This window comes from Caldovatus sediminis, assembly GCF_014644455.1.
GTDB lineage: Bacteria > Pseudomonadota > Alphaproteobacteria > Acetobacterales > Acetobacteraceae > Caldovatus > Caldovatus sediminis.
Map to the genome: position 1 here is coordinate 109,017 of NZ_BMKS01000011.1, position 22,637 is coordinate 131,653.

The 22,637-nt window shown below is 73.2% G+C and carries 21 protein-coding genes; 8 read left to right on the top strand and 13 right to left on the bottom strand.

Features of this window, described 5'->3' with window-relative positions; genetic code table 11:
• Both IEX99_RS22845 and IEX99_RS16405 read left to right on the top strand, forming a co-directional pair.
• A partial coding sequence (locus IEX99_RS22845) for a hypothetical protein (RefSeq protein WP_373285211.1) occupies positions 1–173 on the top strand: 173 nt, incomplete at its 5' end.
• 3 nt (positions 174–176) lie between these two features.
• Positions 177–1,733, top strand: coding sequence for a hydantoinase B/oxoprolinase family protein (locus IEX99_RS16405; RefSeq protein ID WP_188902246.1), 1,557 nt, complete (start codon positions 177–179; stop codon positions 1,731–1,733).
• A 110-nt stretch (positions 1,734–1,843) separates the two neighbouring features.
• Here the strand turns inward: IEX99_RS16405 and IEX99_RS16410 are convergent, their stop codons facing one another.
• From IEX99_RS16410 to IEX99_RS16425, 4 genes are read right to left on the bottom strand one after another with little or no spacing between them, the layout of a single operon-like run.
• Positions 1,844–2,914 carry a beta/alpha barrel domain-containing protein gene (locus IEX99_RS16410; RefSeq protein ID WP_229678083.1) on the bottom strand — a complete coding sequence of 357 codons (1,071 nt, stop codon included), beginning with the start codon at positions 2,912–2,914 and terminating at the stop codon, positions 1,844–1,846.
• Complete coding sequence (locus tag IEX99_RS16415; RefSeq protein ID WP_188902248.1) at positions 2,911–3,840, bottom strand: NAD(P)H-dependent flavin oxidoreductase; 930 nt, start codon at positions 3,838–3,840, stop codon at positions 2,911–2,913. Before IEX99_RS16415 ends, IEX99_RS16410 begins: the two co-directional genes overlap by 4 nt.
• A gap of 6 nt (positions 3,841–3,846) precedes the next feature.
• Entirely contained in the window at positions 3,847–5,457 is a 1,611-nt protein-coding gene (locus IEX99_RS16420) for a serine hydrolase domain-containing protein (RefSeq protein ID WP_188902250.1), read from the bottom strand.
• Positions 5,457–6,569, bottom strand: a complete 1,113-nt coding sequence (locus IEX99_RS16425; protein ID WP_188902252.1) for an S-(hydroxymethyl)glutathione dehydrogenase/class III alcohol dehydrogenase — start codon at positions 6,567–6,569, stop codon at positions 5,457–5,459. Before IEX99_RS16425 ends, IEX99_RS16420 begins: the two co-directional genes overlap by 1 nt.
• A 245-nt stretch (positions 6,570–6,814) precedes the next feature.
• Here IEX99_RS16425 and IEX99_RS16430 point away from each other — a divergent pair, with 245 nt between their 5' ends.
• Together IEX99_RS16430 and IEX99_RS16435 are read left to right on the top strand one after the other, a co-directional pair.
• Entirely contained in the window at positions 6,815–7,780 is a 966-nt protein-coding gene (locus IEX99_RS16430) for an ATP-grasp domain-containing protein (RefSeq protein ID WP_188902254.1), read from the top strand.
• Positions 7,781–8,008: 228 nt separating this feature from the next.
• Positions 8,009–9,253: a YeeE/YedE family protein gene (locus tag IEX99_RS16435; protein WP_188902256.1), complete on the top strand. Its 1,245-nt coding sequence runs from the start codon at positions 8,009–8,011 to the stop codon at positions 9,251–9,253.
• Between the two features lie 23 nt (positions 9,254–9,276).
• Here IEX99_RS16435 and IEX99_RS16440 read toward each other — a convergent pair whose 3' ends face one another.
• A complete protein-coding gene (locus IEX99_RS16440) occupies positions 9,277–10,851 on the bottom strand; it encodes an acyl-CoA synthetase (protein ID WP_188902258.1) in 1,575 nt (524 codons plus the stop codon).
• 75 nt (positions 10,852–10,926) lie between these two features.
• Here IEX99_RS16440 and IEX99_RS16445 point away from each other — a divergent pair, with 75 nt between their 5' ends.
• From IEX99_RS16445 to IEX99_RS16460, 4 genes are all read left to right on the top strand, one after another.
• Positions 10,927–11,709, top strand: a complete 783-nt coding sequence (locus tag IEX99_RS16445; protein ID WP_188902260.1) for an SDR family NAD(P)-dependent oxidoreductase — start codon at positions 10,927–10,929, stop codon at positions 11,707–11,709.
• 103 nt (positions 11,710–11,812) lie between these two features.
• Positions 11,813–12,862: a DctP family TRAP transporter solute-binding subunit gene (locus IEX99_RS16450; protein ID WP_188902262.1), complete on the top strand. Its 1,050-nt coding sequence runs from the start codon at positions 11,813–11,815 to the stop codon at positions 12,860–12,862.
• Complete coding sequence (locus IEX99_RS16455) at positions 12,859–13,401, top strand: TRAP transporter small permease (RefSeq protein WP_229678084.1); 543 nt, start codon at positions 12,859–12,861, stop codon at positions 13,399–13,401. Before IEX99_RS16450 ends, IEX99_RS16455 begins: the two co-directional genes overlap by 4 nt.
• 9 nt (positions 13,402–13,410) lie before the next feature.
• Positions 13,411–14,694, top strand: coding sequence for a TRAP transporter large permease (locus tag IEX99_RS16460; RefSeq protein ID WP_188902264.1), 1,284 nt, complete (start codon positions 13,411–13,413; stop codon positions 14,692–14,694).
• A gap of 238 nt (positions 14,695–14,932) precedes the next feature.
• Here the strand turns inward: IEX99_RS16460 and IEX99_RS16465 are convergent, their stop codons facing one another.
• The 8 genes from IEX99_RS16465 to IEX99_RS16500 are packed head-to-tail and all read right to left on the bottom strand — an operon-like array spanning position 14,933 to position 22,566.
• Positions 14,933–16,150 (bottom strand): acyl-CoA dehydrogenase family protein, encoded by a 1,218-nt coding sequence (locus IEX99_RS16465; protein WP_188902266.1) that lies wholly within the window; start codon positions 16,148–16,150, stop codon positions 14,933–14,935.
• 28 nt (positions 16,151–16,178) lie between these two features.
• The gene (locus IEX99_RS16470; protein ID WP_188902268.1) at positions 16,179–17,528 is read right to left on the bottom strand and encodes an MmgE/PrpD family protein; all 1,350 of its coding nucleotides are present in this window, start codon (positions 17,526–17,528) and stop codon (positions 16,179–16,181) included.
• A gap of 21 nt (positions 17,529–17,549) precedes the next feature.
• On the bottom strand, positions 17,550–18,512 hold the full coding sequence (locus IEX99_RS16475; RefSeq protein WP_188902270.1) for a hydroxymethylglutaryl-CoA lyase: 963 nt from the start codon (positions 18,510–18,512) through the stop codon (positions 17,550–17,552).
• Between the two features lie 14 nt (positions 18,513–18,526).
• Entirely contained in the window at positions 18,527–19,390 is an 864-nt protein-coding gene (locus IEX99_RS16480) for an alpha/beta fold hydrolase (protein ID WP_188902272.1), read from the bottom strand.
• Positions 19,387–20,298, bottom strand: a complete 912-nt coding sequence (locus IEX99_RS16485; protein ID WP_188902274.1) for an SMP-30/gluconolactonase/LRE family protein — start codon at positions 20,296–20,298, stop codon at positions 19,387–19,389. Before IEX99_RS16485 ends, IEX99_RS16480 begins: the two co-directional genes overlap by 4 nt.
• A 7-nt stretch (positions 20,299–20,305) precedes the next feature.
• Positions 20,306–20,782: a hotdog family protein gene (locus IEX99_RS16490; RefSeq protein WP_188902276.1), complete on the bottom strand. Its 477-nt coding sequence runs from the start codon at positions 20,780–20,782 to the stop codon at positions 20,306–20,308.
• Positions 20,783–20,795: 13 nt separating this feature from the next.
• Positions 20,796–21,317 carry an FAS1-like dehydratase domain-containing protein gene (locus IEX99_RS16495; RefSeq protein ID WP_188902278.1) on the bottom strand — a complete coding sequence of 174 codons (522 nt, stop codon included), beginning with the start codon at positions 21,315–21,317 and terminating at the stop codon, positions 20,796–20,798.
• A 10-nt stretch (positions 21,318–21,327) separates the two neighbouring features.
• Positions 21,328–22,566 carry a CaiB/BaiF CoA transferase family protein gene (locus tag IEX99_RS16500; protein ID WP_188902280.1) on the bottom strand — a complete coding sequence of 413 codons (1,239 nt, stop codon included), beginning with the start codon at positions 22,564–22,566 and terminating at the stop codon, positions 21,328–21,330.
• Positions 22,567–22,637 lie beyond the last annotated feature (71 nt).

The following is a 22,637-nucleotide window of genomic DNA, read 5'->3' on the forward strand; positions in this document are numbered from 1 at the left end:
ATCCCGCCGCGCCGCCGCTCTGGCCGGTCTACGACCGCGGCGCGCTCGCGCTCGGCCAGCGCATCGCCGGGCCGGCGATCGTCGAGGAGCGGGAGACCACCCTGGTCGTCCCGCGCGGCTGGACGGCCGAGGTCCATCCGACCACCGCCGTCCTCGCGCGGCGGGAGGGCTGAGGGATGGACGGCATCGCGCTCGAGATCCTCTGGTCCAACCTTATCTCCACCGTCAGCGAGCAGGCGCGGGCGCTGCAGCGCATCGCCTTCTCGCCGATCGTGCGCGAAGCCGGCGACCTCGCCACCGCGCTGTTCGACCGCCGGGGCCGCATGGTCGCGCAGGCGGTGACCGGCACGCCGGGGCACATCAACTCGCTCGCCGCGGCGGGGCGGCATTTCGTGGAGCGCTTCCCGCCCGACTCGCTCGCGCCCGGCGACGTGCTGGTGACCAACGATCCCTGGCTCTCCGCCGGGCACTTCTTCGACATCACGGTGATGACGCCGGTGTTCCGCGGCGGGCGGTGCATCGCCTTCTTCGGCTCGACCATCCACCACACCGACATCGGCGGCTACGGCGTCGGCGCCGGCGCGCGCGACGTGCACGAGGAGGGGCTGTGGATCCCGCTCGCCAGGCTCTACGAGGCCGGTGCGCCCAACGCCCTGCTGCACGACATCATCCGCCGCAACGTCCGCACGCCGGAGCACGTGATGGGCGACCTCGCGGCGCAGGTGGCGAGCGGGCGCGTCGGCGCGGAGCGGCTGCGGGCGCTGTGCGACCGGCACGGCCTCGCCGACATCGAGGCGCTGTCGGAGCAGATCCTCCGCCGCTCCGAGCGGGCGACGCGGGAGTCGATCCGCCGCCTGCGCGCCGGCACCTTCCACGGCGAGAGCGTGTTCGACGTGCCCGGCGGCCACCGCGTCACGCTGCGCGTGGCGGTCACCGTGGACCCGGAGGCGGGGGCGATGACCATCGACTTCGCCGGCTCCTCGCCCCAGGCGCCGATCGGCGTGAACGTGGTGCTGAACTACACCGCGGCCTACGCGAATTTCGCGGTGCGCGCCTGCCTCGATCCGGACCTGCCGAACAACCACGGCTCGATCCTGCCGGTCACCGTCACGGCGCCGGAGGGGTGCATCCTGAACTGCCGCTATCCCGCGCCGGTGGCGGCGCGGCACGTGGTGGGCATGTACGTGCCGATGCCGGTGCTGAAGGCGCTGCACCAGGTTATGCCGGAGCGCGTGCTGGCCGAGAGCGCGGGCGCGGTCTGGACCATCCAGGTCCAGGGCAGGGACGCGCAGGGACGGGACTTCACCAGCGCGATGTTCAACTACTCCGGCGGCATGGGCGCGCGGCGCGACAAGCCGGGGCTGCACGCGACCTGCTACCCGACCGGCATCGCCGCCGTGCCGGTCGAGGTGGTCGAGGCCTCGATGCCGATCGTGTTCGCGCGCAAGGAGCTGCGCCGCGGCTCCGGCGGCGCCGGGCGCATGCCGGGCGGGGACGGGCAGCGCGTCGTGTTCTCGATGCGCACGCCGCATCCCTGGCTGCTGAACGCGGTCACCAGCCGCACCGACGCCGGGCCCGAGGGGCTGGAGGGCGGGGCGCCCGGCGCCCCCGGCCGCTTCCTGGTCAACGGCGCGGCGGCGAGCGAGGCGCGGAAGATGCTGATGCGGCCCGGCGACGAGGTGGTGATGGAGACGCCGGGCGGCGGCGGCTACGGCACGCCGCCCGGCGGATGAGCGGGCGCTGGAGCCGTTTTCGCTCGGCCGTGCCCGCGGCAACGTCTCCAGCCCGTTGCTGGCCGAGCCGATTCACGCTCCCGGCCGTTTCCAGCCGTCCGCGATCGGCTCTATCCCAGCGCCTCGGGCGGCACGAAGCGCCGCCAGTGGCCCGGCCGCGACGGCTGCGCGGCATAGCCCTCCAGCCGGTCCGCCGCGGCGCCGATCAGGTCGCGCGCGGTGCCGCCGGTGCGGGCGAGGTAGTCCGCGACCTCCTCGATCGCGCGCGCGATCGTCCCGAAGCCGCCCGCCATGACCGCGGAGGTCATCTCCACCGCCGACGCGCCGGCGAGCAGGAAGCGCACCACGTCCATCCCGTCGCGCGCGCCGTTGGTGCCGATCAGCGGCACCTCCCCCCCGAGCCGCCTCCGCGCCAGCGCGAGCCAGCGGCAGGTGAGGGGGAGCGCCCACGGGCCGCCGAGCGCGCCGGCGCTGCCGAGGACGGGGGCGCGCGTCTCGGGATCGGGCAGGAAGGCCATGAAGCGGCCCATCATGATCACGGCGTCGGCGCCGCCCTCGCGCGCCGCGACGGCGAGGCCGGCGACGTCCTCGCTCTGGCCCGTGAGCTTGATCCAGAGCGGCAGGCGCGTCGCGGCGCGGATGCGCGCGGTGATGGCGCGCACGCGCGCCGCCGCGCGCTCCAGCACGATCGCGCCGGCCGCGGCCTCGTCGCCATGCGGGGCGCCGATGTTGAACTCCAGCACGCGCAGCCCCGCGGCCTCGGCGCGCGCGGCGAGCGCCGCGGCGGTCTCCAGGTCGGCGAGGACCAGGCTCGGGATCACATAGGCGCCGCGCGCCGCGGCCTCGCGGTCCAGCGCCGCGAGTTCGGCGAACCACTCGGCCGTGTCGCGCTGGATCAGGCCGGAGCGGCAGAGGAGCTGCGCGTCCGGCGGCGGCGCGAAGTCCCAGGGCAGCGGGCGCCAGCGCGAGTCGAGCAGCACGTAGTCGGCGCCGTCGAGCTGGCGCCGCGCCGCCTCCGACTCGTTGCCCGACTTCGCCACCACCGCCGCGGCGCCCGCCGCGAGCGCCGCGCGGATGCCGGCGGCCGTCATGGTGTGCTCGCCGGAGCCGGCGATCACGGGGTTCTTCAGCGCCACCGCGCCGATGCCGACCGCGAGGCCGGCCGGGGCACGGCCGGTCACAGCCGGGCCGCCGCCTCGTCGTATTCGCGCCGCAACCGCGCGCAGAGCTCGGCGACGGTCGGGATGTCGTTGATCGTGCCGACGCCCTGTCCGCCGGACCAGATGTCCTTCCAGGCCTTGCGCCTCTCGCGGTCGTAGCCCCCTTCCGGCTTGGGCGGGAGGTTGTCGGGATCGAGCCCGGCGGCGACGATCGAGGCGCGGAGGTAGTTGCCGTGCACGCCGCTGAAGGCCGGGGTGTACACGATGTCCTTCGCGCCGCTCGCCTCCACCACCATGCGCTTGTAGGCGTCCGCGGCCATGCTCTCGCGCGTCGCGATGAAGCGCGTGCCGATGTAGGCGAGGTCGGCGCCGAGCAGCCGCGCCGCCGCGATCTGCGCGCCGTTGGTGATGGCGCCGGACTGGATCAGCGTCATGCCCGGGAAGGCGGCGCGCAGCTCTGCGAGGAAGGCGAAGGGGTTGTAGGTGCCGCCGTGCCCGCCGGCGCCGGCGCAGACGGCGATGATGCCGTCCACCCCGGCCTCGGCGGCCTTCTCCGCGTGGCGCATGTTGATCACGTCGTGGAACACCAGGCCGCCGTAGGAGTGCACGGCCTTCACCACCTCCGCGTTGGCGCCGAGCGAGGTGATGACGAGCGGCACCCTCGCCTCCACCGTCGCCTTCAGGTCGGGCTCGACGCGGAGGTTGGTGCGGTTGACGATGATGTTCACGCCGAAGGGCGCGGCGCTCGGCGCGGCGTCCAGCGCCTCGCGGATGCGCGCGAGCCACTCGGCGTAGCCCTCGGTGGTGCGCTGGTTGAGGGTGGGGAAGGTGCCCAGGACGCCCGCCTTGCAGGCCTCGATCACCAGGTCGGGCCCGGAGACGAGGAACATCGGCGCGGCGATGGCGGGTACGGACAGACGGCCCTGGAGCGCGGCGGGCAGAGGCATGCTGGATCAGTCCTCGCGGTTGAAGAGGAGGTCGCGGGCGCGGGCGCCCGAGACGGAGAGGGCGGCGACGCGCCCCGCGGCATCGCGCCGGGCGCGCGCGTCGTACCAGGTGGGGAAGAGGGTGCCCGGCAGGTGCGCGCGGAACACCTCGCCCTCGACGGGCTCGAGGCGGCAGGGTCCGGCCTTCACCAGCGGGCCGTCAATGCGCAGCGCATGATCGGGCCCGATGATCCATGCCGCGCCGAGCTCGGCGCAGGCGTAGCGGCCGGGCAGGCCGGCGGGGAGGGCGGCGCCTTCCGCGGCGACGCGGTGGAAGGTCGCGACCTGGCCGGCATCGGTCTCGATCTCGATCGCCTGCTCGCCCGGCGTCAGGGTGAACTCGAACGCGCCGCGGCGCGCGGCGAGGCGGCCATCCCCGGTCGGCGCGAGGGCGAAGGGCACGCCGTGCATGCGCGCCATCGGCTCGCCCGTCGCCGCGTCCAGCCAGAGGTCGAGCGTGGCGCCTCCCTCGCGATCCAGCCAGCGGCCGGCCAGGCGCTCCAGCGTCCCGCGCGGCGGCGGCGCCGGCAGCGGATGCACGCCCGGCTCGCCCTCGACCGCCGCGTCGAGCACCTGATGCGCCAGGTGGTGCACGTCGAGCCCGCCATGGTTGGCGATGGCGATGACCGCCAGCACCCGCTCCGGCACGCGCAGGAAGCAGGTCTTGAAGCCGGGCCAGAGGCCGCCGTGGCCGGCGGTGCGCAGGCCGCGGTACCGCGTCGCCTCCAGGCCGCGCGCGTAGCCGTTCATGCGGCCGTTGGCGAAGGGCGCCTGGCGCAGCAGCTCCTCCCCGAGCGCCGTGCCGCCGACGACGCCGGCGGCGAAGTTGCGCTCCCACAGCGCGAGGTCCTCGACGCAGGAGACGAGGCCGCCCTCGCCGCCCAGGGGGAAGGCGTGCGGCGCGCGCAGGAAGCCCTCGCCGTCGGGCAGGTAGCCGGTGGCGAGGCCGGGCACCGGCTCGGCCGTGCTCTCGGTCAGGCGCGTGCGCGTCATGCCGAGGGGGGCGAAGATCCGCCGTTCGAGGAAGGCGCCGAGGGGCTCGCCGGCGACCCGCTCGACCACCAGGCCGAGCAGGAGGAAGTTGGTGTTGCTGTAGAGGAAGCGCGTGCCCGGGGCGAAGTTCAGCCGCGTGCTGCGGCGGATCGCGGCGAGCAGGTCCTCGCGCCGGCAGGGGAGGGAGAGGTCCGCGCCGCCCATGCGCATCAGCTCCAGCATGTCGCGCAGGCCGGAGCAGTTGCGCATCAGGTGGTCGAGGGTGATCCGCGCGCCGCCCTCCCATGCGGGCAGGTCCGGCAGGTGGGCGCGCACCTCGTCCTCGACCGAGAGCCGCCCCTCCCGGGCGAGCAGAAGGATGGCGGCGCAGGTGAACTGCTTGGTGACCGAGGCGATGCGGAAGCGCGTCTCCGGCCCGATCGGCACGCCGTGCTCGAGGCTGGCGAGGCCCGCATGGGCGTGCAGCACGAGCGCGCCGTCGCGCACCACGCCCACCGTCCAGCCCGGACTGCCGGGACGCGCGCAGGGGGCCATCAGCGCGGCGACGCGCCGCTCCAGCGCCAGACCGGCGAGGTCGCGACGCATCAGTAGAGCACGACCGAGCGGATGCTCTCGCCCTTCTCCATCAGCGCGAAGCCGCGGTTGATGTCGTCGAGCGGCATGGTGTGGGTGATCAGGTCGTCGATGTTGATCTTGCCCTCCATGTACCAGTCCACGATCCTCGGCACGTCGGTCCGCCCGCGCGCGCCGCCGAAGGCGGTGCCCTTCCAGACGCGGCCGGTGACGAGCTGGAAGGGGCGGGTGCGGATCTCCGCCCCCGAGGGGGCGACGCCGATGATGATGCTCTCGCCCCAGCCGCGGTGGCAGCATTCCAGCGCCTGGCGCATCACCTCGACGTTGCCGATGCACTCGAAGGAGAAGTCGGCGCCGCCGTCGGTGAGGTCCATCACCGCCTGCACCACCTTGTCGCGGCCGACCGCGTCGGGGTTGACGAAGTGGGTCATGCCGAACTTCCGCGCCATCGCCTCGCGCTTCGGGTTGAGGTCGATGCCGACGATCCGGTCGGCGCCGACCATGCGCGCGCCCTGCACGACGTTGAGGCCGATGCCGCCGAGGCCGAACACCGCGACGTTCGCGCCGGGCCAGACCTTCGCCGTGTTGATCACGGCGCCGATCCCGGTCGTCACGCCGCAGCCGATGTAGCAGATCTTCTCGAACGGCGCGTCCTCGCGGACCTTGGCGACCGCGATCTCCGGCAGCACGGTGAAGTTCGCGAAGGTGCTGCAGCCCATGTAGTGGAAGACCTGCGCGCCGTCGCAGCGGAAGCGGCTGGTGCCGTCCGGCATCACGCCCCTGCCCTGGGTGGCGCGGATCGCCGTGCAGAGGTTGCTGCGCCGGGATAGGCAGGTTTTGCACTGCCGGCATTCCGGCGTGTAGAGCGGGATCACGTGGTCGCCGGGCTGCACGCTGGTCACGCCGGCGCCGACCTCGCGCACGATGCCCGCGCCCTCGTGGCCGAGGATCGCCGGGAACAGCCCCTCCGGATCGGCGCCGGAGAGGGTGTACTGGTCGGTGTGGCAGATGCCGGTCGCCTTGACCTCGACCAGCACCTCGCCCGCCTTTGGTCCCTCGACCTCGATGGTCTCGATGGTGAGCGGCTTGCCCGCGGCCCACGCCACGGCGGCGCGTGTCTTCATCGGCGGAAGGTCTCCAGCAGGCGTCGGGGGGCCGCATCCTCGCGCGCGGCCGCGGGCGCGTCCACCCGGCGCCTCGGGGCAAGGGCGTGGCACGTGGGATGCGGGGATGGAAAACGGGGTTTGCCGAAGGCATGGTCGGAAAGAAAATTTTCGTTATTTCGCGCCGCGTATTGCGCGGTGCGGGAAAGAATATTTTTTTCGGGCCGAGGCGGCGCCGCGCCGGGCGCCGCAAGGGGGTCCCCCGCATGTCCAAGGTCCACGTGATCCACGAGAACGACGCCTGGATGGAGCCGCTGCGGCGCGAGCTGGCGGCGCTGGGCACGCCGCACGAGGAATGGTTCCTCGACCGCGGCCTGCTCGACCTGCGCCGGCCGCCGCCGGAGGGCATTTTCTACAACCGCATGAGCGCCTCCTCGCACACCCGCGGCCACACCTACGCGCCCGAATACGCCGCCGCGGTGATCGAGATGCTGGAGCGCCACGGCCGCACCGTCGTCAACGGCCGCCGCGCGCTGCAGCTCGAGCTGAGCAAGGTCGCGCAGTACGAGGCGCTGGCCGCGCACGGCATCCCGACGCCCGCGACCATCGCCGTCATCGGCCCGGAGAACATCCCCGACGCGGCGGAGCGGCTGGGCTACCCGTTGATCCTCAAGCACAACCGCGCCGGCAAGGGCCTCGGCGTGCGCCTGGTGCCGGACGAGGCGGGCCTGCGCGACGCGCTCGCCGCGCTGGAGGAGGGCACCGATCCGCACGCCCATCCGCGTGACGGCATCTGGCTCGTGCAGCGCTACATCCGCGCGCCGGAGCCCTTCATCATCCGCGCCGAGTTCGTCGGCGGGCGCTTCCTCTACGCGGTGCGCGTCGACACCTCGGAGGGCTTCGAGCTCTGCCCGGCCGACCAGTGCCGCATCGAGGCCGACGCGGCCTGCCCCGTGGCGGCCGCGCCCGCCGAGAAGTTCCGCGTCATCGAGGGCTTCGACCACCCGCTGCTGCCGCGCATGGAGGCGTTCCTGCGCGACAACGGCATCGGCGTCGGCGCCATCGAGTTCGTCACCGACGCCGAGGGCCGCAGCTTCGCCTACGACGTCAACACCAACACCAACTACAACCCGGAGGCCGAGCGGCGCGCCGGCGTCTCCGGCATGGGCGCGATCGCGCGCCACCTCACCGCGCTGCTGCGGCGCGAGGCTGCGCCGCGCCGGGCGGCCTGACCATGCGCCGGAGGCCCTTGCTGCTGGCCTCGCTGCCGCTCGCCCTTGCCGGCGCGGCGCAGGCGGGCGGCGCCACGGTGCCGGGCGCGGCCCGGACCTGCTCGCCCGCCTGCGCGCGGCGGAGGACGCGCGCCGGGGCGCGCTGATCCGCGAGGCGGGACCCACCGCCGACTGAAGGGCCGGCCCGGAACCGGGCCGGCCTAACCGACGAAGAGGACGACGACACGCATGTCGGGAATCGCCACCACCGCATCCGCGCCGCTCGCGGCGCCTTCCCTCGCGCCGCGCCTGGACCGGCGGCCGGTGCTCGCCGCCGCGGCGGCGCTGATCCTGGGCGCGGCGCTGCTGCTGCAGGGGGTGAGCGCGAAGCAGGCCGCGCTGTTCGCGATCGGCGGCGCGCTCGGCCTCGTGCTCTACCACGCGGCCTTCGGCTTCACCTCGGCCTGGCGGGTGTTCATCGCCGACCGGCAGGGCGCCGGGCTCCGCGCGCAGATGGTGCTGCTCGCGGTCGCGGCGCTGCTGTTCTTCCCGGCGCTCGAGGCGGGGTCGCTGTTCGGCCAGCCGGTGGCGGGCTACGTCGCGCCGGTCGGCGTCTCGGTCGCGGCGGGGGCGTTCCTGTTCGGCATCGGCATGCAGCTCGGCGGCGGCTGCGCCTCCGGCACGCTCTACGCGGTCGGCGGCGGCTCGACGCGCATGGTGGTGACGCTGGTCTTCTTCATCGTCGGCTCGGTGCTCGGCGCGGCGCATCTGCACTGGTGGGCGGCGCTGCCGGCGCTCGCGCCCGTCTCGCTGGTCAAGGCATGGGGCGCGTGGCCGGCGCTTGCCGCGCATCTCGCCCTGTTCGCCGCGATCGCCGCGCTCACCGTGGTGCTGGAACGGCGCCGCCACGGGCGCCTGCTCGCGCCGGAGGCGCCGCGCGGCGCCGGCCCCGCGGCGCGGCTGCTGCGCGGGCCGTGGCCGCTGGTCGCGGGCGCGGTGGCGCTCGCCGTGCTCGACTTCGCCACCCTCGCCCTCGCCGGGCGGCCCTGGGGCATCACCTCCGCCTTCGCGCTCTGGGGCTCCAAGGTCGCGGAGGCGCTCGGCATCGGGGTCGCCGCCTGGCCGTACTGGTCCACGCCGGCCAACGCCGCGGCGCTGCGCGCGAGCGTGTTCGCCGACGTCACCTCGGTGATGAATTTCGGCATCGTGCTCGGCGCGCTGCTCGCCGCGGGCCTCGCCGGCCGCTTCGCGCCCGAGTGGCGGATCGCGCCGCGCCCCCTGCTCGCCGCGGTGCTCGGCGGGCTGCTGCTCGGCTACGGCGCGCGGCTCGCCTATGGCTGCAACATCGGCGCCTACCTCGGCGGCATCGCCTCCTCCAGCCTGCATGGCTGGCTGTGGCTGGTTTCCGCCTTCGCCGGCAGCGTGCTGGGGACGCGCCTGCGGCCGCTGTTCGGCCTGGAGGTCGAGCGCGCGGCGCGCCGGACGGGCTGCTGAAGGCCCCTCCGCGCCGGGCGGCGTCAGGCGCCGCCGCCCGGCGCCTCGCCGGCCTCGAGCAGCCGCCTCACCTCCCGCTTCGGCACCTTGCCGTAGCCGGAGCGCGGCAGCTCCGGCCAGACGACGATCCGCGCCGGCCACTTGTAGCGCGCGAGCCGGCCGTCGAGATGGGCGAGCACCGCCGCCGGGTCGATCGTCGCGCCCGCGCGCGGCACCAGCACGGCGACGCCGCTCTCGCCCCACTTCGGGTCGGGCATGCCGACGACGCAGGCCTCGGCCACCGCCGGGTGGGTCAGCAGCACCTCCTCGACCTCGCGCGGATAGACGTTCGAACCGCCGGAGATGTACATGTCCGAGGCGCGGCCGGTGATGGTGAGGAAGCCGCGCGCGTCGAGGTGGCCGAGGTCGCCGGTGTGGAACCAGCCGCCGGCGAAGGCCCTGGCGTTGGCCTCCTCGTTCTCGAAGTAGCCGGCGAAGACGGCGTTGCCGCGCACGCAGATCTCGCCCGTCTCGCCGGCGGGCAGGGGGCGGTTCTCCGCGTCGAGGATCGCGATCTCGATCCCGGTGCGCGGGTAGCCGCAGGAGCCGACCGGGAAGGCCGGGTCGTCCTCGGCCGTGTGCCATTCGGGCGGCAGGACGGTGATGTTCCCGGTCACCTCGCCGAGCCCGTAGTACTGCACGAGGCACGGGCCGAGCACGCGCAGCGCGTGCTTCTGGTCCTCGCGGTACATCGGCGCGCCGGCGTAGATCACGTGGCGCAGGCTGGAGCGGTCGCGCGTCCCGGCCGTCGGGTCGCGGGCGAGCGCGTTGAGGATGGTCGGCACGGTGAACATGTTGCTCACCCGGTGCGCCTCGATCAGCCGCCAGGCCTCGGCGGTGTCGAGCCGCTCGCCGGGCAGCAGCACCGACTTCGCGCCGCGCGCCACCTGCGCCAGCGCGTGGATGCCGGCGCCGTGCGAGAGCGGCGCGACGACGAGCGAGGCGTCGCGCTCCGAGAGGCCCGGCATCAGGTCGGCGATGTGGTTCACCACGACGAAGCCGAGCTGGCCGTGGGTGAGCACCGCGCCCTTCGGCCGGCCGGTGGTGCCGGAGGTGTAGAAGAACCAGGCCGGGTGGTCGCGCTCCGCATCGGCCGGGATGGCGACCGGCTCCGCCGCGCCCTCGGCGACCAGCGCCTCCCAGTCCGTGGTGCCGTCGCCGCCGATCGTCGCCTCCAGCGCGCACTGCGCGTTGGCCTCGCGCGCCGCGGCGCGGTGGGCGGGGAAGGCGGCGTCGAACAGGTGCGCCCGCGCGCGCGAGGAGGCCGCGAGGTAGGCGACCTCCGGCGGCGAGAGGCGGAAATTCGTCGGCACCCAGACCGCGCCGATCAGCCAGCACGCCCAGACGCTCTCGAACATCGCGTTGGAGTTGCGCGCGTGCACCAGCACGCGGTCGCCCTTGCCGATGCCGCGCGCCCGCAGGGCGGCCGCGGCGGCGGCGGCGCGCGCGGCGGTCTCGCGCCAGGTCCAGACCCGGTCCCGCCAGACCAGCGCCGGCCGGTCGGGCAGGCGCCGTGCCGTCTGCAGCAGCAGGCTCGCGAGATTGGCCGTCGGGATCATGCGCGCGCCTCCCTCCCTCGGCGCTTGATCTGCCGTCCGGCGGGGCGTATCGCAAGCCTACGGGAGGGAGGGCGCATGCAGCTCGCGGGCAAGGTGGCGGTGGTGACGGGCGGCCTCTCCGGCATCGGTGCCGCCATCGCGGCGCGGTTCGCGCGCGAGGGCGCCGCCGTCGTCGCCGCCGACGTCACCGCCGCGGAGGAGGACCTGCCCGCCGGCCACGCCGCCGGCGCCGTGGCGCCGCTGCGCGTGGACGTCGCCGAGGAGGCGTCGGTCAGGGCGATGGCGCAGGCGGTGCTCGCGCGCCACGGGCGGGTGGACCTGCTGGTGAACTCCGCCGGCATCGGCCGCGACATCCCCTTCCTCGACACGCCGGTCGAGGTGCTGGACCGCATCTACGCCGTGAACGTCCGCGGCACCTTCCTCTGCGGCCAGGCCTGCGCGCGGGCGATGCGCGAGGCCGGCACCGGCGGGGCGATCGTCAACATCGCCAGCGTCTCCGGGCTGCGCGGCAACAGCGGGCGCTCGGCCTACGGCGCCTCGAAGGGCGCGGTGATCACCCTGACCAGGGTGATGGCGCTCGACCTCGCCGAATACGGCATCCGGGTCAACGCCCTGGCGCCCGGCCCGGTGGAGACGCCGCTGGTCGCCGCGATGCACGTCTCCGCCACGCGCGAGGCCTGGACGCGCGCCGTGCCGATGCGCCGCTACGCCGCGCCGGAGGAGATCGCCGGCGCCGCGCTGTTCCTGTGCGGGCCGGATGCGGGCTACGTCACCGGCCACGTCCTCGCCGTGGACGGCGGCTTCGCCGCCGCCGGCATGGACAGCCGGCCCTTCCCGCCGCCCGCGACGACCCGCTAGACGCCGGCCGCGCCGGGCGCGAAGCTGGCGCGGAGGCGCGCGGGCAAGCGGCCGCCGGCCACAGCCGCGACGCGCCAGGCACAGGGAGCGAGCGGGACCGACCATGCGCACGATCCATCCGGCCGCGACACGGCGCGGCATCCTCCTCGGCGCCGCCAGCGCCCTCACGGCGCCGCGCATCGCCAGCGCGCAGACCGGCTACCGGGCCGAGTACAAGGTCTCGGTCGTCGGCAACCGGCCGATCCCGTTGTCCGAGGGCGCCTTCCAGTGGGCCGAACTGGTCACGCAGCGCAGCGGCGGGCGCATCAACATGAAGGTCTATCCCGGCAGCCAGCTCGTCGGCGGCGACCAGACCCGCGAACTGGTGGCGATGCGCCAGGGCGTGATCGACATGGCGGTGTTCTCGACCATCAACATCTCGCCGCAGGTGCGCGAGATGAACCTGTTCTCGCTGCCCTGGCTGCTGCAGGACCACCGCGGCTTCGACGCGATCATCAACGGCGAGGTGGGCCAGGAGCTGTTCCGCGTGCTGGAGCGGCGCGAGGTGGTCCCCCTCGCCTGGGGCGAGAACGGCTTCCGCGAGCTGTCCAACAGCAAGCGGGAGGTGCGGCGGCCCGAGGACCTGCGCGGGATGAAGATCCGCTTCGCCGCCGGCACGATCTTCTCCGAGATCTTCACCGCCCTCGGCGCCAACCCGGTGCAGATGACCTTCGCCGACCTGCAGCCCGCGCTGTCGACCGGCGCGGTGGACGGGCAGGAAAACCCGATCAACCTGTTTCTCGCCTTCCGCATGGACACGCTGGCGCAGAAGTACCTGACGATCTGGAACTACGTCGCCGACGCCGGCATCTTCCTGGTGGCGAAGAGCGTGTGGGAGAGCTTCGCACCCGCCGACCGCGAGCTGATCCGCGACTGCGCGCGCGAGGCGGCAGGCAAGCAGATCGAGGCCTCGCGCAAGGGGCTCGGGCAGGGCGGCGACCGATCCTCGCTCGAGGAGCTGGAGCGGCGCGGCGTTGCCGTCACCGTGCTGAACGACGCCGAGAAGCAGGCCTTCGCCCGCGCCACGCGGCCTGTGTACGACAAGTGGGCGCAGACCGTCGGGGCGGAGCTGGTGCGCAAGGCCGAGGCGGCGATCCGCGGCGCGCGGGCGTGAGCCGCGGCGAGGAGGCGCGGCGCGGCGCGGCCGACGCGGAGCTCGATCCGTCCGGCGCGCGGCCGAACCCGCGCACGCGGGTGCCGCTGAGGATCGAGGAGGCGCTGGTCGCCGCCGCGATGGCGGCGATCGCGCTGATCACCGCGGCGAACGTGGCGCTGCGCTACCTGACCGACGTCTCCATCGCCTTCACCGAGGAGTATTCGGTGGCGCTGATGGTGATCGTCGCCCTGCTCGGCACCTCGCTCGCCGTGGCCGGCGGGCGGCACATCCGCATCGGCTACCTGGTGGACGGCCTATCGCCGCGCATGCGGCGGCGGGCCGAAATGGGGGCCATGGCGCTCGTGGTGCTGTGCTTCGCGCTGATCGCCTGGTACGGTGCGCTGCTCGCCTGGGACGAGTACCGCTTCGAGGTGCTCTCCTCCGGCCTCGGCAACCCGCAGTGGCTCTACACCGGCTGGCTGCCGCTGCTCTCGCTCGCGGTGATCGGGCGGGCGGTCGGACGGATGGTCCGCCTCGCGCGCGGGCGGGACGGGTAGCGGCGGGCCGTGGTCGGCGCGGTCCTGTTCGCCGTCTTCGCCGCCCTGCTCCTCGGCGGCGTGCCGGTCGGCGTGGCGCTCGGCCTCGCCGGGGCGCTGGCGATCTGGCTCGCCGACCAGTCGCCGTTCGCGATGCCGACCAGCGTCTATGCGGGCATCGCGAAGTATCCGCTGATCGCCATCCCGATGTTCGTGCTGGTGGGGAGCGTGTTCGACCGCGCCGGCGTGGCGCTCAGGCTGGTGCGCTTCGCCACGGCGCTGGTCGGCGCGGGCAGGGGGGCGCTCGCCTCCGTCGCGGTGCTGGTGGCGATGGTGATCGGGGGCATCTCGGGCTCCGGCCCCGCGACCTCGGCCGCGGTGGGGCAGGTGGTGACGCGCAGCATGGCGGCGGACGGCTACCCGCGCCCCTTCATCGCCAGCACCGTGGGCGCCGCGGCGGCGACCGACATCCTGATCCCGCCCTCGGTCGCCTTCATCATCTACGCGGTGCTGGTGCCGGGCGTCTCGGTGCCGGCGATCTTCATGGCGGGGCTGTTCCCCGGGATCCTGGCGGGGCTCGCGATCATCGCGACGGCGGTGGCGATCTCGCTGCTGAACGACTTCGGCGGCAAGGCGCGGGCGGAGGAACGGCTGCGCGTCTGGCAAACCTTCCGCGAGGCCTTCTGGGGCCTGATGGCGCCGGTGATCATCCTCGGCGGCATGCGCATCGGCCTCTTCACCCCGACCGAGGCGGCGGTGATGGCCGTCTTCTACGGCCTGTTCGTCGGCTTCGTGGTGTACCGCACCCTCACGTTCCGCGACGTCTACGAGATGCTGGTGGAGGCCGGGGAGCTCTCGGCCGTGATCCTCATCGTGGTGGCGCTGGCCAGCGTCTTCGCCTGGTCCACGAGCACGCTCGGCATCGTGCAGCCGATCGCGGCCTGGGTGGTGGACCTCGGCCTCGGCGAGTACGGCACGCTGGCGCTGCTGACGCTGCTGCTGGTGGCGGTCGGGATGTTCCTCGACGGGATCTCGATCTACCTGATCCTGCTGCCGGTGCTGGTGCCGATCGCCAACGCCTTCGGCTGGGACCTGGTGTGGTTCGGCGTGATCCTGACGATGAAGATCGCGGTCGGCCAGTTCACCCCGCCGATGGCGGTGAACCTGATGGTGAGCTGCCGCATCGCCGGGGTGAGCATGGAGAGCACCATCCCCTGGGTGAGCTGGCTGGTGGCGGCGATGCTGGCGGCGCTGGCGCTGGTGATCGCGTTCCCCGCGATCGCGCTGTGGCTGCCGCGGGCGATGGGGATGTAGCGGGTCGGGTCATGCGCCCGGCGCCATTGATCGACCTTGGCTGACCGCCGCCGTCCAGGACCGCCACCGCCTGCGTGCCGGACGCGTCCCGGGCACTGCACGGCGAGGCCGAGCGCGGTCAGGGCTCCGCCCTTCTCGCGCCAATCGCGATGGACGCGCGCGGTGAACGCCTCGCGGCCGAGATGGATGATCGGCTCGCGCAGCCGCGCCATGGTGGTGCGGAGCGCCTCCGTGCCCATCACCTGCCGAGCAGCTTGCGCGCGATCAGCATCTTCTGGATCTCCGTCGTCCCGCCGCCGATCTGCGCGTGGCGCAGCAGCCGGTAGAAGTAGGTGAGCGGCAGCTCCAGCGTCTCGCCCATCGCGCCGTGCACCTGGATGGCGCTGTCGAGCACGCGCGCGCCCCACTCGCCGGAGCAGAGCTTCACGATCGCGGCCTCGGCGCGCACGTCCTCGCCGGCGTCCGCGCGCGCGGCCATCTCGTAGGTCATGGAGCGCAGCGCGGTGATGTCCACGTGCATGTCCACGAGGCGCCACTGGATCGCCTGGCGGTCGGCGATCGGCCGGCCGAAGGTGACGCGCTGCTTCGCCCACTCCACCGACATGTCGAGCGCGCGCTGCATCTTGCCGAGCGCGTAGGGGCCGCGCAGCAGCCGGTCGTGGATCGTCAGCCAGCGCTGGCCGAGATAGAAGCCCTTGCCGACCTCGCCGAGCACGTTCTCCGGCCCGACGCGGACATTGTCGAAGTTGATCACGTACTGCGTCGCGCGCGGGCCGAGCCAGGTCGGGATGCCGGCGGGGTCGATGTTCACGCCCGGCGTGTGGCGGTCGAGCACGAACATGGTGATGCCGCCGCGCTGGCGCTTCTCCGGGTCGGTGACGGCCTGCACCATGATGATGTCGCTCTCGTGGGCGTTCGAGATCCACATCTTGGTGCCGTTGATCACCCACCCGTCGCCGTCGCGCGTCGCGCGGGTCTGCATCATGCCGCCGGGGTCGGAGCCGGCGTTCGGCTCGGACTGGGCGAAGCAGGTGGTCTTCTCGCCCTCGATCACCGGCTTGAGGAAGCGCTCGACCTGCTCGCCCTTGCACTCGTAGAGGATGTTGGCGACGTTGGCGAAGGGGAACTGGACGGCGCAGTAGTTGAACTCCTCCAGGATCACGCACTGCGCCAGCATGCCGAGGTTCGAGCCGCCGTACCGCTCCGGCACCATCAGGTACCAGAGCCCGGCGTCGCGCGAGAGCTTGACCAGCCGGTCCACGGTCTTCTGGTCGAAGACCGAGCGCAGGTTGGTGATCGGCGGCAGCCCGTAGGCCTGCCGCGGGCTCGCCAGGTACTGGCGCTCCAGCGGCATCAGCTCCTCGCGCACGATGCGGCGCGCGAGCTCCCGGTACTCGACGATCTCGGGCGGCAGGACGTAGCCGGTCTGGCCCGGGCCTGCGACGTGGGTGTCCATGGCTCTCGCGCGCCTCTCTTCGCAGCGGTCAGGCCAGCGTGACGAGCTGGCGGGCCTGGGTCTTCTCGAGCGACATCAGCCGGTCGAACAGGGCGCCGGCCTGGTTGTGCGCCTTGCCGGCCTCGAGGCAGCCCTGGAACTTCTCGAACAGCTCCGAGTCGGAGAGCGGGAGCTGCGCGTGGCCGGTGGCGTGGCGCACCTTCGGCCCCTCCAGCGTGGCGCCGGAGGTCAGCGCGACCTTCACCTGGTCGAAGGGCGCGGCGCCGGAGCCGTCCGGCTCGTACTCCGTCGTCGCGTCGATCGCGACGCGCTCGATCAGCGACTGGATGTCGGGGCGCTGCACGAAGGAATCGGTCAGCTCCGGCAGGCCGACGCGCCTGGCGACGAGCGCGCTGCTCATCGCGAACTCCATGCTGAACTTGGCCTCGAGGCCGGTCTTCGGGCGGTGGTTGCGCAGGATGGTGGCGTAGCGGTCGCTGATGGAGACGCGGATCTCCTTCACCTCCTCGCCCTTCACCGGGTGCTCCTTGAACAGCCTGATCGCGCCGTCGATCGCCCGGTGGGTGCAGTAGCAGGTCGGGTACTTCTTGATCGAGAGGCCCTCGGTGAGGATCTTCCACTCCCTGCCGAGCGCCTTCGGCTCCGTCGTGCGGTCCACCTCGCCGTGCTGGGAGACGGCGGAGAGGAAGCCCTGCGGATGCTCCAGCGCGTCGAGGTGCGCGGTGAAGCCGGCCTCGGCGAGCCGCGCCGCGATCACGCCGGAATGGGCGGAGCGCCCGGCGTGGAAGGGCTTGGTCATGGTGCCGAAATTCGCCATCAGCCCGGCGCTCTGCGAGGCGCCGATGGCGATCGCCATCGCCGCCCTGGTCGCGTCGAGCTTGCGCAGCGAGGCGCAGGCGGCGGCGGCGGCGATCGCGCCGAAGATGCCGGTCGGATGCCAGCCCTTGACGTGGTGGAAGCCCTGGTCGCGCCAGACCAGCTCCGCCCAGGTCTCGTAGCCCGCGAGGTAGGCGGCGAGCATCTCCTCGCCCGAGGCGCCGAGCGCCTCGCCCTCGGCGAGGATCGCCGGCACCAGCACCGTGCTCGGGTGGCCGCGCAGCGCCACGTCGTCGTAGTCGAGCGCGTGGCCCGCCGCGCCGTTCACCCACGCCGCCTCCGGCGCCGGCGCGCGCTGGTCGGAGAAGTAGAGCGTCGCCTCGCCCGAGGACCCGACGCCGAGGGTCCTGCGCAGGATCTGCGGCGCGTCCTCGTCGCGCCCGGCGATCATGGTGCCGATGCAGTCCACGAAGCCCATGCGCGCGATCTTCACCGCCTCGGCCGGGATCTTCGCGTAGGTGAGGCCGGCGACGAACTCGCCGAGCGCCCTGGTGAGTGGCATGGCCGTCTTCCTCCGTTCGTCCTAGGCCGCCTTGAGCTTCTCGCGCAGCGCCCGCAGGCTGCCGCCCATCTTCACACTGCCGGGCAGCGGATGGCCGACGATGTCCTCGGCGAGCAGCGCGCACTCGATCAGCTTGTCGAGATCAATGCCGGTCTCGATGCCCATCTCGTGCAGCATGAAGACCAGGTCCTCGGTGCAGACGTTCCCCGCCGCGCCCTTGTGCGCGGCGAAGGGGCAGCCGCCGAGGCCGGCGACCGTCGAGTCGTAGATCGCCACCCCCATCTGCAGCCCCGCATAGGCGTTGGCGATGCCCATGCCGCGCGTGTCGTGCAGATGGAGCGCGAGCGTCAGGTCGGGGTAGCGCTCGCGCACCGCGCCGACCACGCGCTTGATGGATTCCGGCGTCGCCCAGGCCATGGTGTCGGCGAGGGAGACGGTCCTGATCTCCTGCCCGTGCTGCCTGCCGAGGTCGAGGATCTGCCCGACCATGTCCACGACGGTGGCGATCGGCACCTCGCCCTGGAAGTTGCAGCCGAAGGCGGCCATGATGCTGCCGCGGTCCACCGGCACGCCGTTCTCCAGGAACAGTCGGATCATGCCGTGCTGCGCCTCGTAGTTCTGCTGCAGCGTGCGCTGCTGGTTGCGCAGCAGGAACTTCTCCGAGGCGGTGAGCGAGATCGAGCCCCGCAGGTGGAGGTCGCCGACCGCGAGGGCGCGCCGGAAGCCCTTGTCGTTCAGCCAGAGCGCCGTGTAGCGCACGCCGGGCTTGCGCCTGAAGCGGCGCACCACCTCCTCCGCGTCGGCCCAGCCGGGGACGCGGGCGGGGTTGACGAAGGAGACGGTCTGGATCTGGGAGAGGCCGGTTTCCGAAAGCGCGTCGATCAGCTCGACCTTGCGCTCGGTCGGGATGGGACCCTTCTCGATCTGGAAGCCCTCGCGCGGGCCTTCCTCGTTGATCTGCACGAATTTCGGGAAGTCCGGCATGGTGCGTCTCCTCGTCACTGCGCCGCGCCGGCGCGCAGGCGCTCCTCGAGATAGGCGTTGAAGGCGGGCGCGTCCTCGTAGGCGAGCCAGTGGCCGGCGACGGGGACGACATGGACGTGCGCGTGCGGGCAGAGTTCGCGGATCACGGCGATCCGCTCCTCGAGGCCCCAGTAGGCGTACTGGTCTCGCTCGCCCCAGACCGCGTTCACCGGGATGGAGAGCTGCGGGAGCGATTCCGCGAGCGGCCGCCTGGCGATCAGCGCCGGCGTGTCGAGCCGGGAATGGCTGGCGTTCCAGTCCTGGATGGCGAGGGCGAGCGGGTCCACGCTCGCCGGGTCGGCGAGCATCAGGCGCAGCAGGTTGGTGCGGTGCGCCTCGACCAGCTCCGCGCCGGTCTTGCCGCGCACCCGCTCGAGCCGCAGCGGCTGGCGCGCCGGGACCAGCCCGCCGGGGCCGATCAGGGTGAGCGAGCGCATCCGCGCCCCATGCAGCAGCGCGATGTGGCCGCCGACCGAGGCGCCGAAGGAGAAGCCGACCAGGTCGTAGGGCTCGGCGGGGCCGAGGATCCGCTCGATGCCGCGCGCGGTGATCGCGGCGATCTCCGCCATGCCCGGCGGCGCGGGCGGGTCGGCGGACTCGCCCATGCCCGGCAAGTCGGGGACAAGGAGGCGGTGGCGCGCGGCGAAGGGCTCGATGGTGCGCACCCAGTGGCGCCAGGAGCCGGCGCCGCCGTGCAGCAGCACCAGCGCCGGGCCGCTCTCCCCCCACAGATGCCAGACCATGCTGCCGTCGCCGCAGGGGGTCTCGACGCGCCGCGCCCTGGCCGCAATGCGCCGCAGCGTCTGCTCGGGCGTCTCGGCCTGCGCCGCGCCGCTCACGGCCACTGCGCCCCCTGCGCGCCGGTGAAGATCGCGCAGAGCGAGGTCGCGGTCGCGATGAACAGGCGGTTGCCCTTCGGCCCGCCGAAGGTGAGGTTCACCGCGCGCTCCGACATGCGCACCCGGCCGATCATCGCGCCGTCCGGGGCGAAGACCTGCACGCCGTCCGCGGCGCTGGTCCAGACGTTGCCGTCCCTGTCCACGCGGAAGCCGTCGGCGACGCCCGGGCTGATGTCGGCGAAGAGGCGCCCGTTGGTGCAGCGCCCGTCCGCCGTCACGTCGTAGGCGCGGATGTGGTGCGGCCCCTTCGGCACGTGCGAGACGCCGGTGTCGGCCACGTAGAGGACGCTCTCGTCCGGCGAGAAGGCGAGGCCGTTCGGCTTCACCATGTCGTCCACGACGATGCGCAGCTCGCCCGTGCGCGGATCGAGCCGGTACACGTTGCAGCGGCCGTCCAGCTCGCTCTCGCCGCGGTTGCCGGTGTAGTCGCTGAGGATGCCGTAGTCCGGGTCGGTGAACCAGACCGTGTCGTCCGACTTCACCACCACGTCGTTGGGCGAATTGAGCCGCCTGCCCTGGTAGCGGTCGGCCAGCACGGTGATGGTGCCGTCCACCTCGGTGCGCGTGACGCGGCGCGCGCCGTGCTCGCAGGTGACCAGGCGGCCCTGGCGGTCGCGGGTGTTGCCGTTCGCCATGTTCGAGGGCTGGCGGAAGACGGACACGCCGCCGCCCTCGACCCAGCGCAGGATGCGGTCGTTGGGGATGTCGCTCCAGAGCAGGTACCGGCCGTCGTTGAACCAGACCGGCCCCTCGCCCCAGCGCGTGCCCGTGTAGAGCAGCTCGAGCTGCCCGTGCGTGGTGTAGCGGCGGAAGCGCGCGTGGTCTATGACCTCGAACTCGCCCTGCATCGCGCCCTCACCCGGCCGGCGGCGGCACGAAGGGGTAGGGCACGGCCGCGCGCCCGCGGTAGGGCAGCGCCACCACGGCCGAGCCGGGCGTGGACTCCAGCCCCTTCTCGTTGCGGATGCCGAGGTCGAGCTCGACCAGGCCGTAGGCCGGCGCCTCGCGCTTGCCCCTGACCTTCGCCCAGACGGAGAGCGTCTCGCCGACGATGTTCATGGCGCGGAACTGGAAGTTCACCTTCCACACCCAGCCCTCGCGCCCGGCCCAGTCCTTGAGGAGCTGGACGATGAACTGCTGCTTGAGCGAGCCGTTGATGAGCAGGCCCGGCAGCTTGTCGTGCTCCTTCGCGAAGCGCTCGTCGTAGTGGATCTTGTGCCAGTTCTCCATCGCCGCCGACCAGCGCATCAGGTGCGGCGTGGTGAGGGGCCCCTTGAGCAGCGGGCCGATCTCCTGGCCGATCTCGACGTCCTCGAAATTCACGCGCGCCATGGCCTTCGCCCGCTCACTTCCGCCGGATGATGGTCTTGCGCGCGCGCATCAGCAGCTCGCCCGCGCCGTTGGTGTACTCGGTCTCGATGATGACGAAGACCATCGGGCCGGCGCGGGTCTCGCGCTCGTAGATGTCGGCGTAGCGGGACTTCTGGAGGACGGTCTCGCCGTGGCGCGCGTAGCGGTAGAACTCGACCTCGGCGCCGCCGTTGAGCAGCGCGAAGCCGTGCAGCGGCAGCTCCGGCAGGCCGTCGCGCACGCCCATGACCAGGCCGTCGAAGTCCGGGTCGTGCGCGCGCTCGGTCAGCACGTCCGGCTCGCCGAAGGGCGTGCGGAACATGAAGGCGGGGTAGAGCGGCGGCGCCACCGCGCCGCCGTAGCGCGCGCCGGCCTCGTCCGAGGCATAGGCCGGGTCCGGGTCCATGATCGCCTGGGCGTAGCGCCGCACCGCGCCCTTCTCCACCGGATCGCAGGCCGGGAAGGGCGCGCTCTCGGCGCCGATGTGCTTGCGGACCTCGTCGGTCAGGAGCGGCATGGGTCCCCCTCTACTCTGCGGCCTTCGCCGCGCCGGTGATGCTGCGCCAGCCGGGATCGAGCCCGACCACCCCGCGCGCCGCCAGGTCCCGGATCGCGTCCTCGCCGTAGCCGAGGCCGCGCAGCACCTCCTCGGTGTGCTGGCCGAGGCGCGGCGGGTGCAGGGCGATCCGCCCCGGCGTCTCGCTGAGCTTGATCGGCAGCCCGGCCATGCGCATCGGGCCGAGGCCGGGCAGGTCGAGCTGCGCGATCATCCCGCGCGCATGCACCTGCTCCTCCTCGACCACGCGGTCTATCCGGTTGATCGGCGAGCAGGGCACGCCGGCGGCCTTCAGGCGCCGCTCCCATTCCGCGACCGGGCGCGTCGCCATCACCTCGCCGATCAGCGCGATCATCAGCGCGCGGTTCTCGACGCGGCGGCGGGCGTCGAGGAAGCGCGGGTCCTCGATCCACTCCGGCTTCTCCAGCACGCCGCAGAGGTCGCGCCACATCCGCTCGTTGAAGGCGGAGATGATGATCCAGTCGTCGGCGGCCTTGTAGGCGCGGTAGGTCGGGCTGGTCAGCGCCCCGGCGCCGCTCGGCCCCGGCACCTCGCCCGAGGCGAAGTGGCGGGTCAGGAAGTGCGCGAGCATCGCCAACTGGCCCTCGAGCAGCGAGGTGTCCACGCGCTGCCCGCGGCCGGTGCGGTGGCGCGCCTCGATCGCCATCATCACGCCGATCGTGCCGAGCATCCCCGCGCCGATGTCGGCGACCGAGATGCCCATCTTCACCGGGCCGCCGCCGGGCTCGCCGGTGATGCTCATGCCGCCCGAATAGGCCTGCATGAAGAGGTCGTTCGCCGGCTCCTCCGCGCGCGGGCCCGTCGCGCCGAAGCCGCTGATCGAGCAGTAGATCAGCCGCGGGTTCTCGCGCGCGAGCGATTCGTAGGAGAGGCCCGCGCGCTCCAGCGCGCCGATGCGGTAGTTGTCCACCAGCACGTCGGCGCGCGCGATCAGCTTGCGCGCGATCCCGACGCCCTCGGCGCTCTTGAGGTCGAGCGCGACGCTGCGCTTGTTGCGGTTGGCGGAGGCGAAGTAGTAGCCGAGGCTGTCGTGGAAGTAGGGCGGCCAGGAGCGGCTGTCGTCGCCGGCGCCGACGCGCTCGATCTTCACCACCTCGGCGCCGTAGTCGGCGAGCATCATGGCGCAGAAGGGGCCGGCCATGGCGACGCCGATCTCGACGACGCGCAATCCGTCGAGCGGCGCGCTCACGCCCCGGCATCCCGCATGGCGGCATTGGCCCCGTGCAATCGCTCCTCCCGCGCGGCGCGTCGGTCGTCCGA

What these genes read in the sequence shown, in the direction of transcription:
- IEX99_RS16405 (WP_188902246.1), top strand. Translation starts at nt 177, where the DNA reads ATGGACGGCATCGCGCTCGAGATCCTCTGGTCCAACCTTATCTCCACC.
- IEX99_RS16415 (WP_188902248.1), bottom strand. Translation starts at nt 3,840, where the DNA reads ATGCCTCTGCCCGCCGCGCTCCAGGGCCGTCTGTCCGTACCCGCCATC.
- IEX99_RS16420 (WP_188902250.1), bottom strand. Translation starts at nt 5,457, where the DNA reads ATGCGTCGCGACCTCGCCGGTCTGGCGCTGGAGCGGCGCGTCGCCGCG.
- IEX99_RS16425 (WP_188902252.1), bottom strand. Translation starts at nt 6,569, where the DNA reads ATGAAGACACGCGCCGCCGTGGCGTGGGCCGCGGGCAAGCCGCTCACC.
- IEX99_RS16430 (WP_188902254.1), top strand. Translation starts at nt 6,815, where the DNA reads ATGTCCAAGGTCCACGTGATCCACGAGAACGACGCCTGGATGGAGCCG.
- IEX99_RS16435 (WP_188902256.1), top strand. Translation starts at nt 8,009, where the DNA reads ATGTCGGGAATCGCCACCACCGCATCCGCGCCGCTCGCGGCGCCTTCC.
- IEX99_RS16440 (WP_188902258.1), bottom strand. Translation starts at nt 10,851, where the DNA reads ATGATCCCGACGGCCAATCTCGCGAGCCTGCTGCTGCAGACGGCACGG.
- IEX99_RS16445 (WP_188902260.1), top strand. Translation starts at nt 10,927, where the DNA reads ATGCAGCTCGCGGGCAAGGTGGCGGTGGTGACGGGCGGCCTCTCCGGC.
- IEX99_RS16450 (WP_188902262.1), top strand. Translation starts at nt 11,813, where the DNA reads ATGCGCACGATCCATCCGGCCGCGACACGGCGCGGCATCCTCCTCGGC.
- IEX99_RS16465 (WP_188902266.1), bottom strand. Translation starts at nt 16,150, where the DNA reads ATGGACACCCACGTCGCAGGCCCGGGCCAGACCGGCTACGTCCTGCCG.
- IEX99_RS16470 (WP_188902268.1), bottom strand. Translation starts at nt 17,528, where the DNA reads ATGCCACTCACCAGGGCGCTCGGCGAGTTCGTCGCCGGCCTCACCTAC.
- IEX99_RS16475 (WP_188902270.1), bottom strand. Translation starts at nt 18,512, where the DNA reads ATGCCGGACTTCCCGAAATTCGTGCAGATCAACGAGGAAGGCCCGCGC.
- IEX99_RS16485 (WP_188902274.1), bottom strand. Translation starts at nt 20,298, where the DNA reads ATGCAGGGCGAGTTCGAGGTCATAGACCACGCGCGCTTCCGCCGCTAC.
- IEX99_RS16490 (WP_188902276.1), bottom strand. Translation starts at nt 20,782, where the DNA reads ATGGCGCGCGTGAATTTCGAGGACGTCGAGATCGGCCAGGAGATCGGC.
- IEX99_RS16495 (WP_188902278.1), bottom strand. Translation starts at nt 21,317, where the DNA reads ATGCCGCTCCTGACCGACGAGGTCCGCAAGCACATCGGCGCCGAGAGC.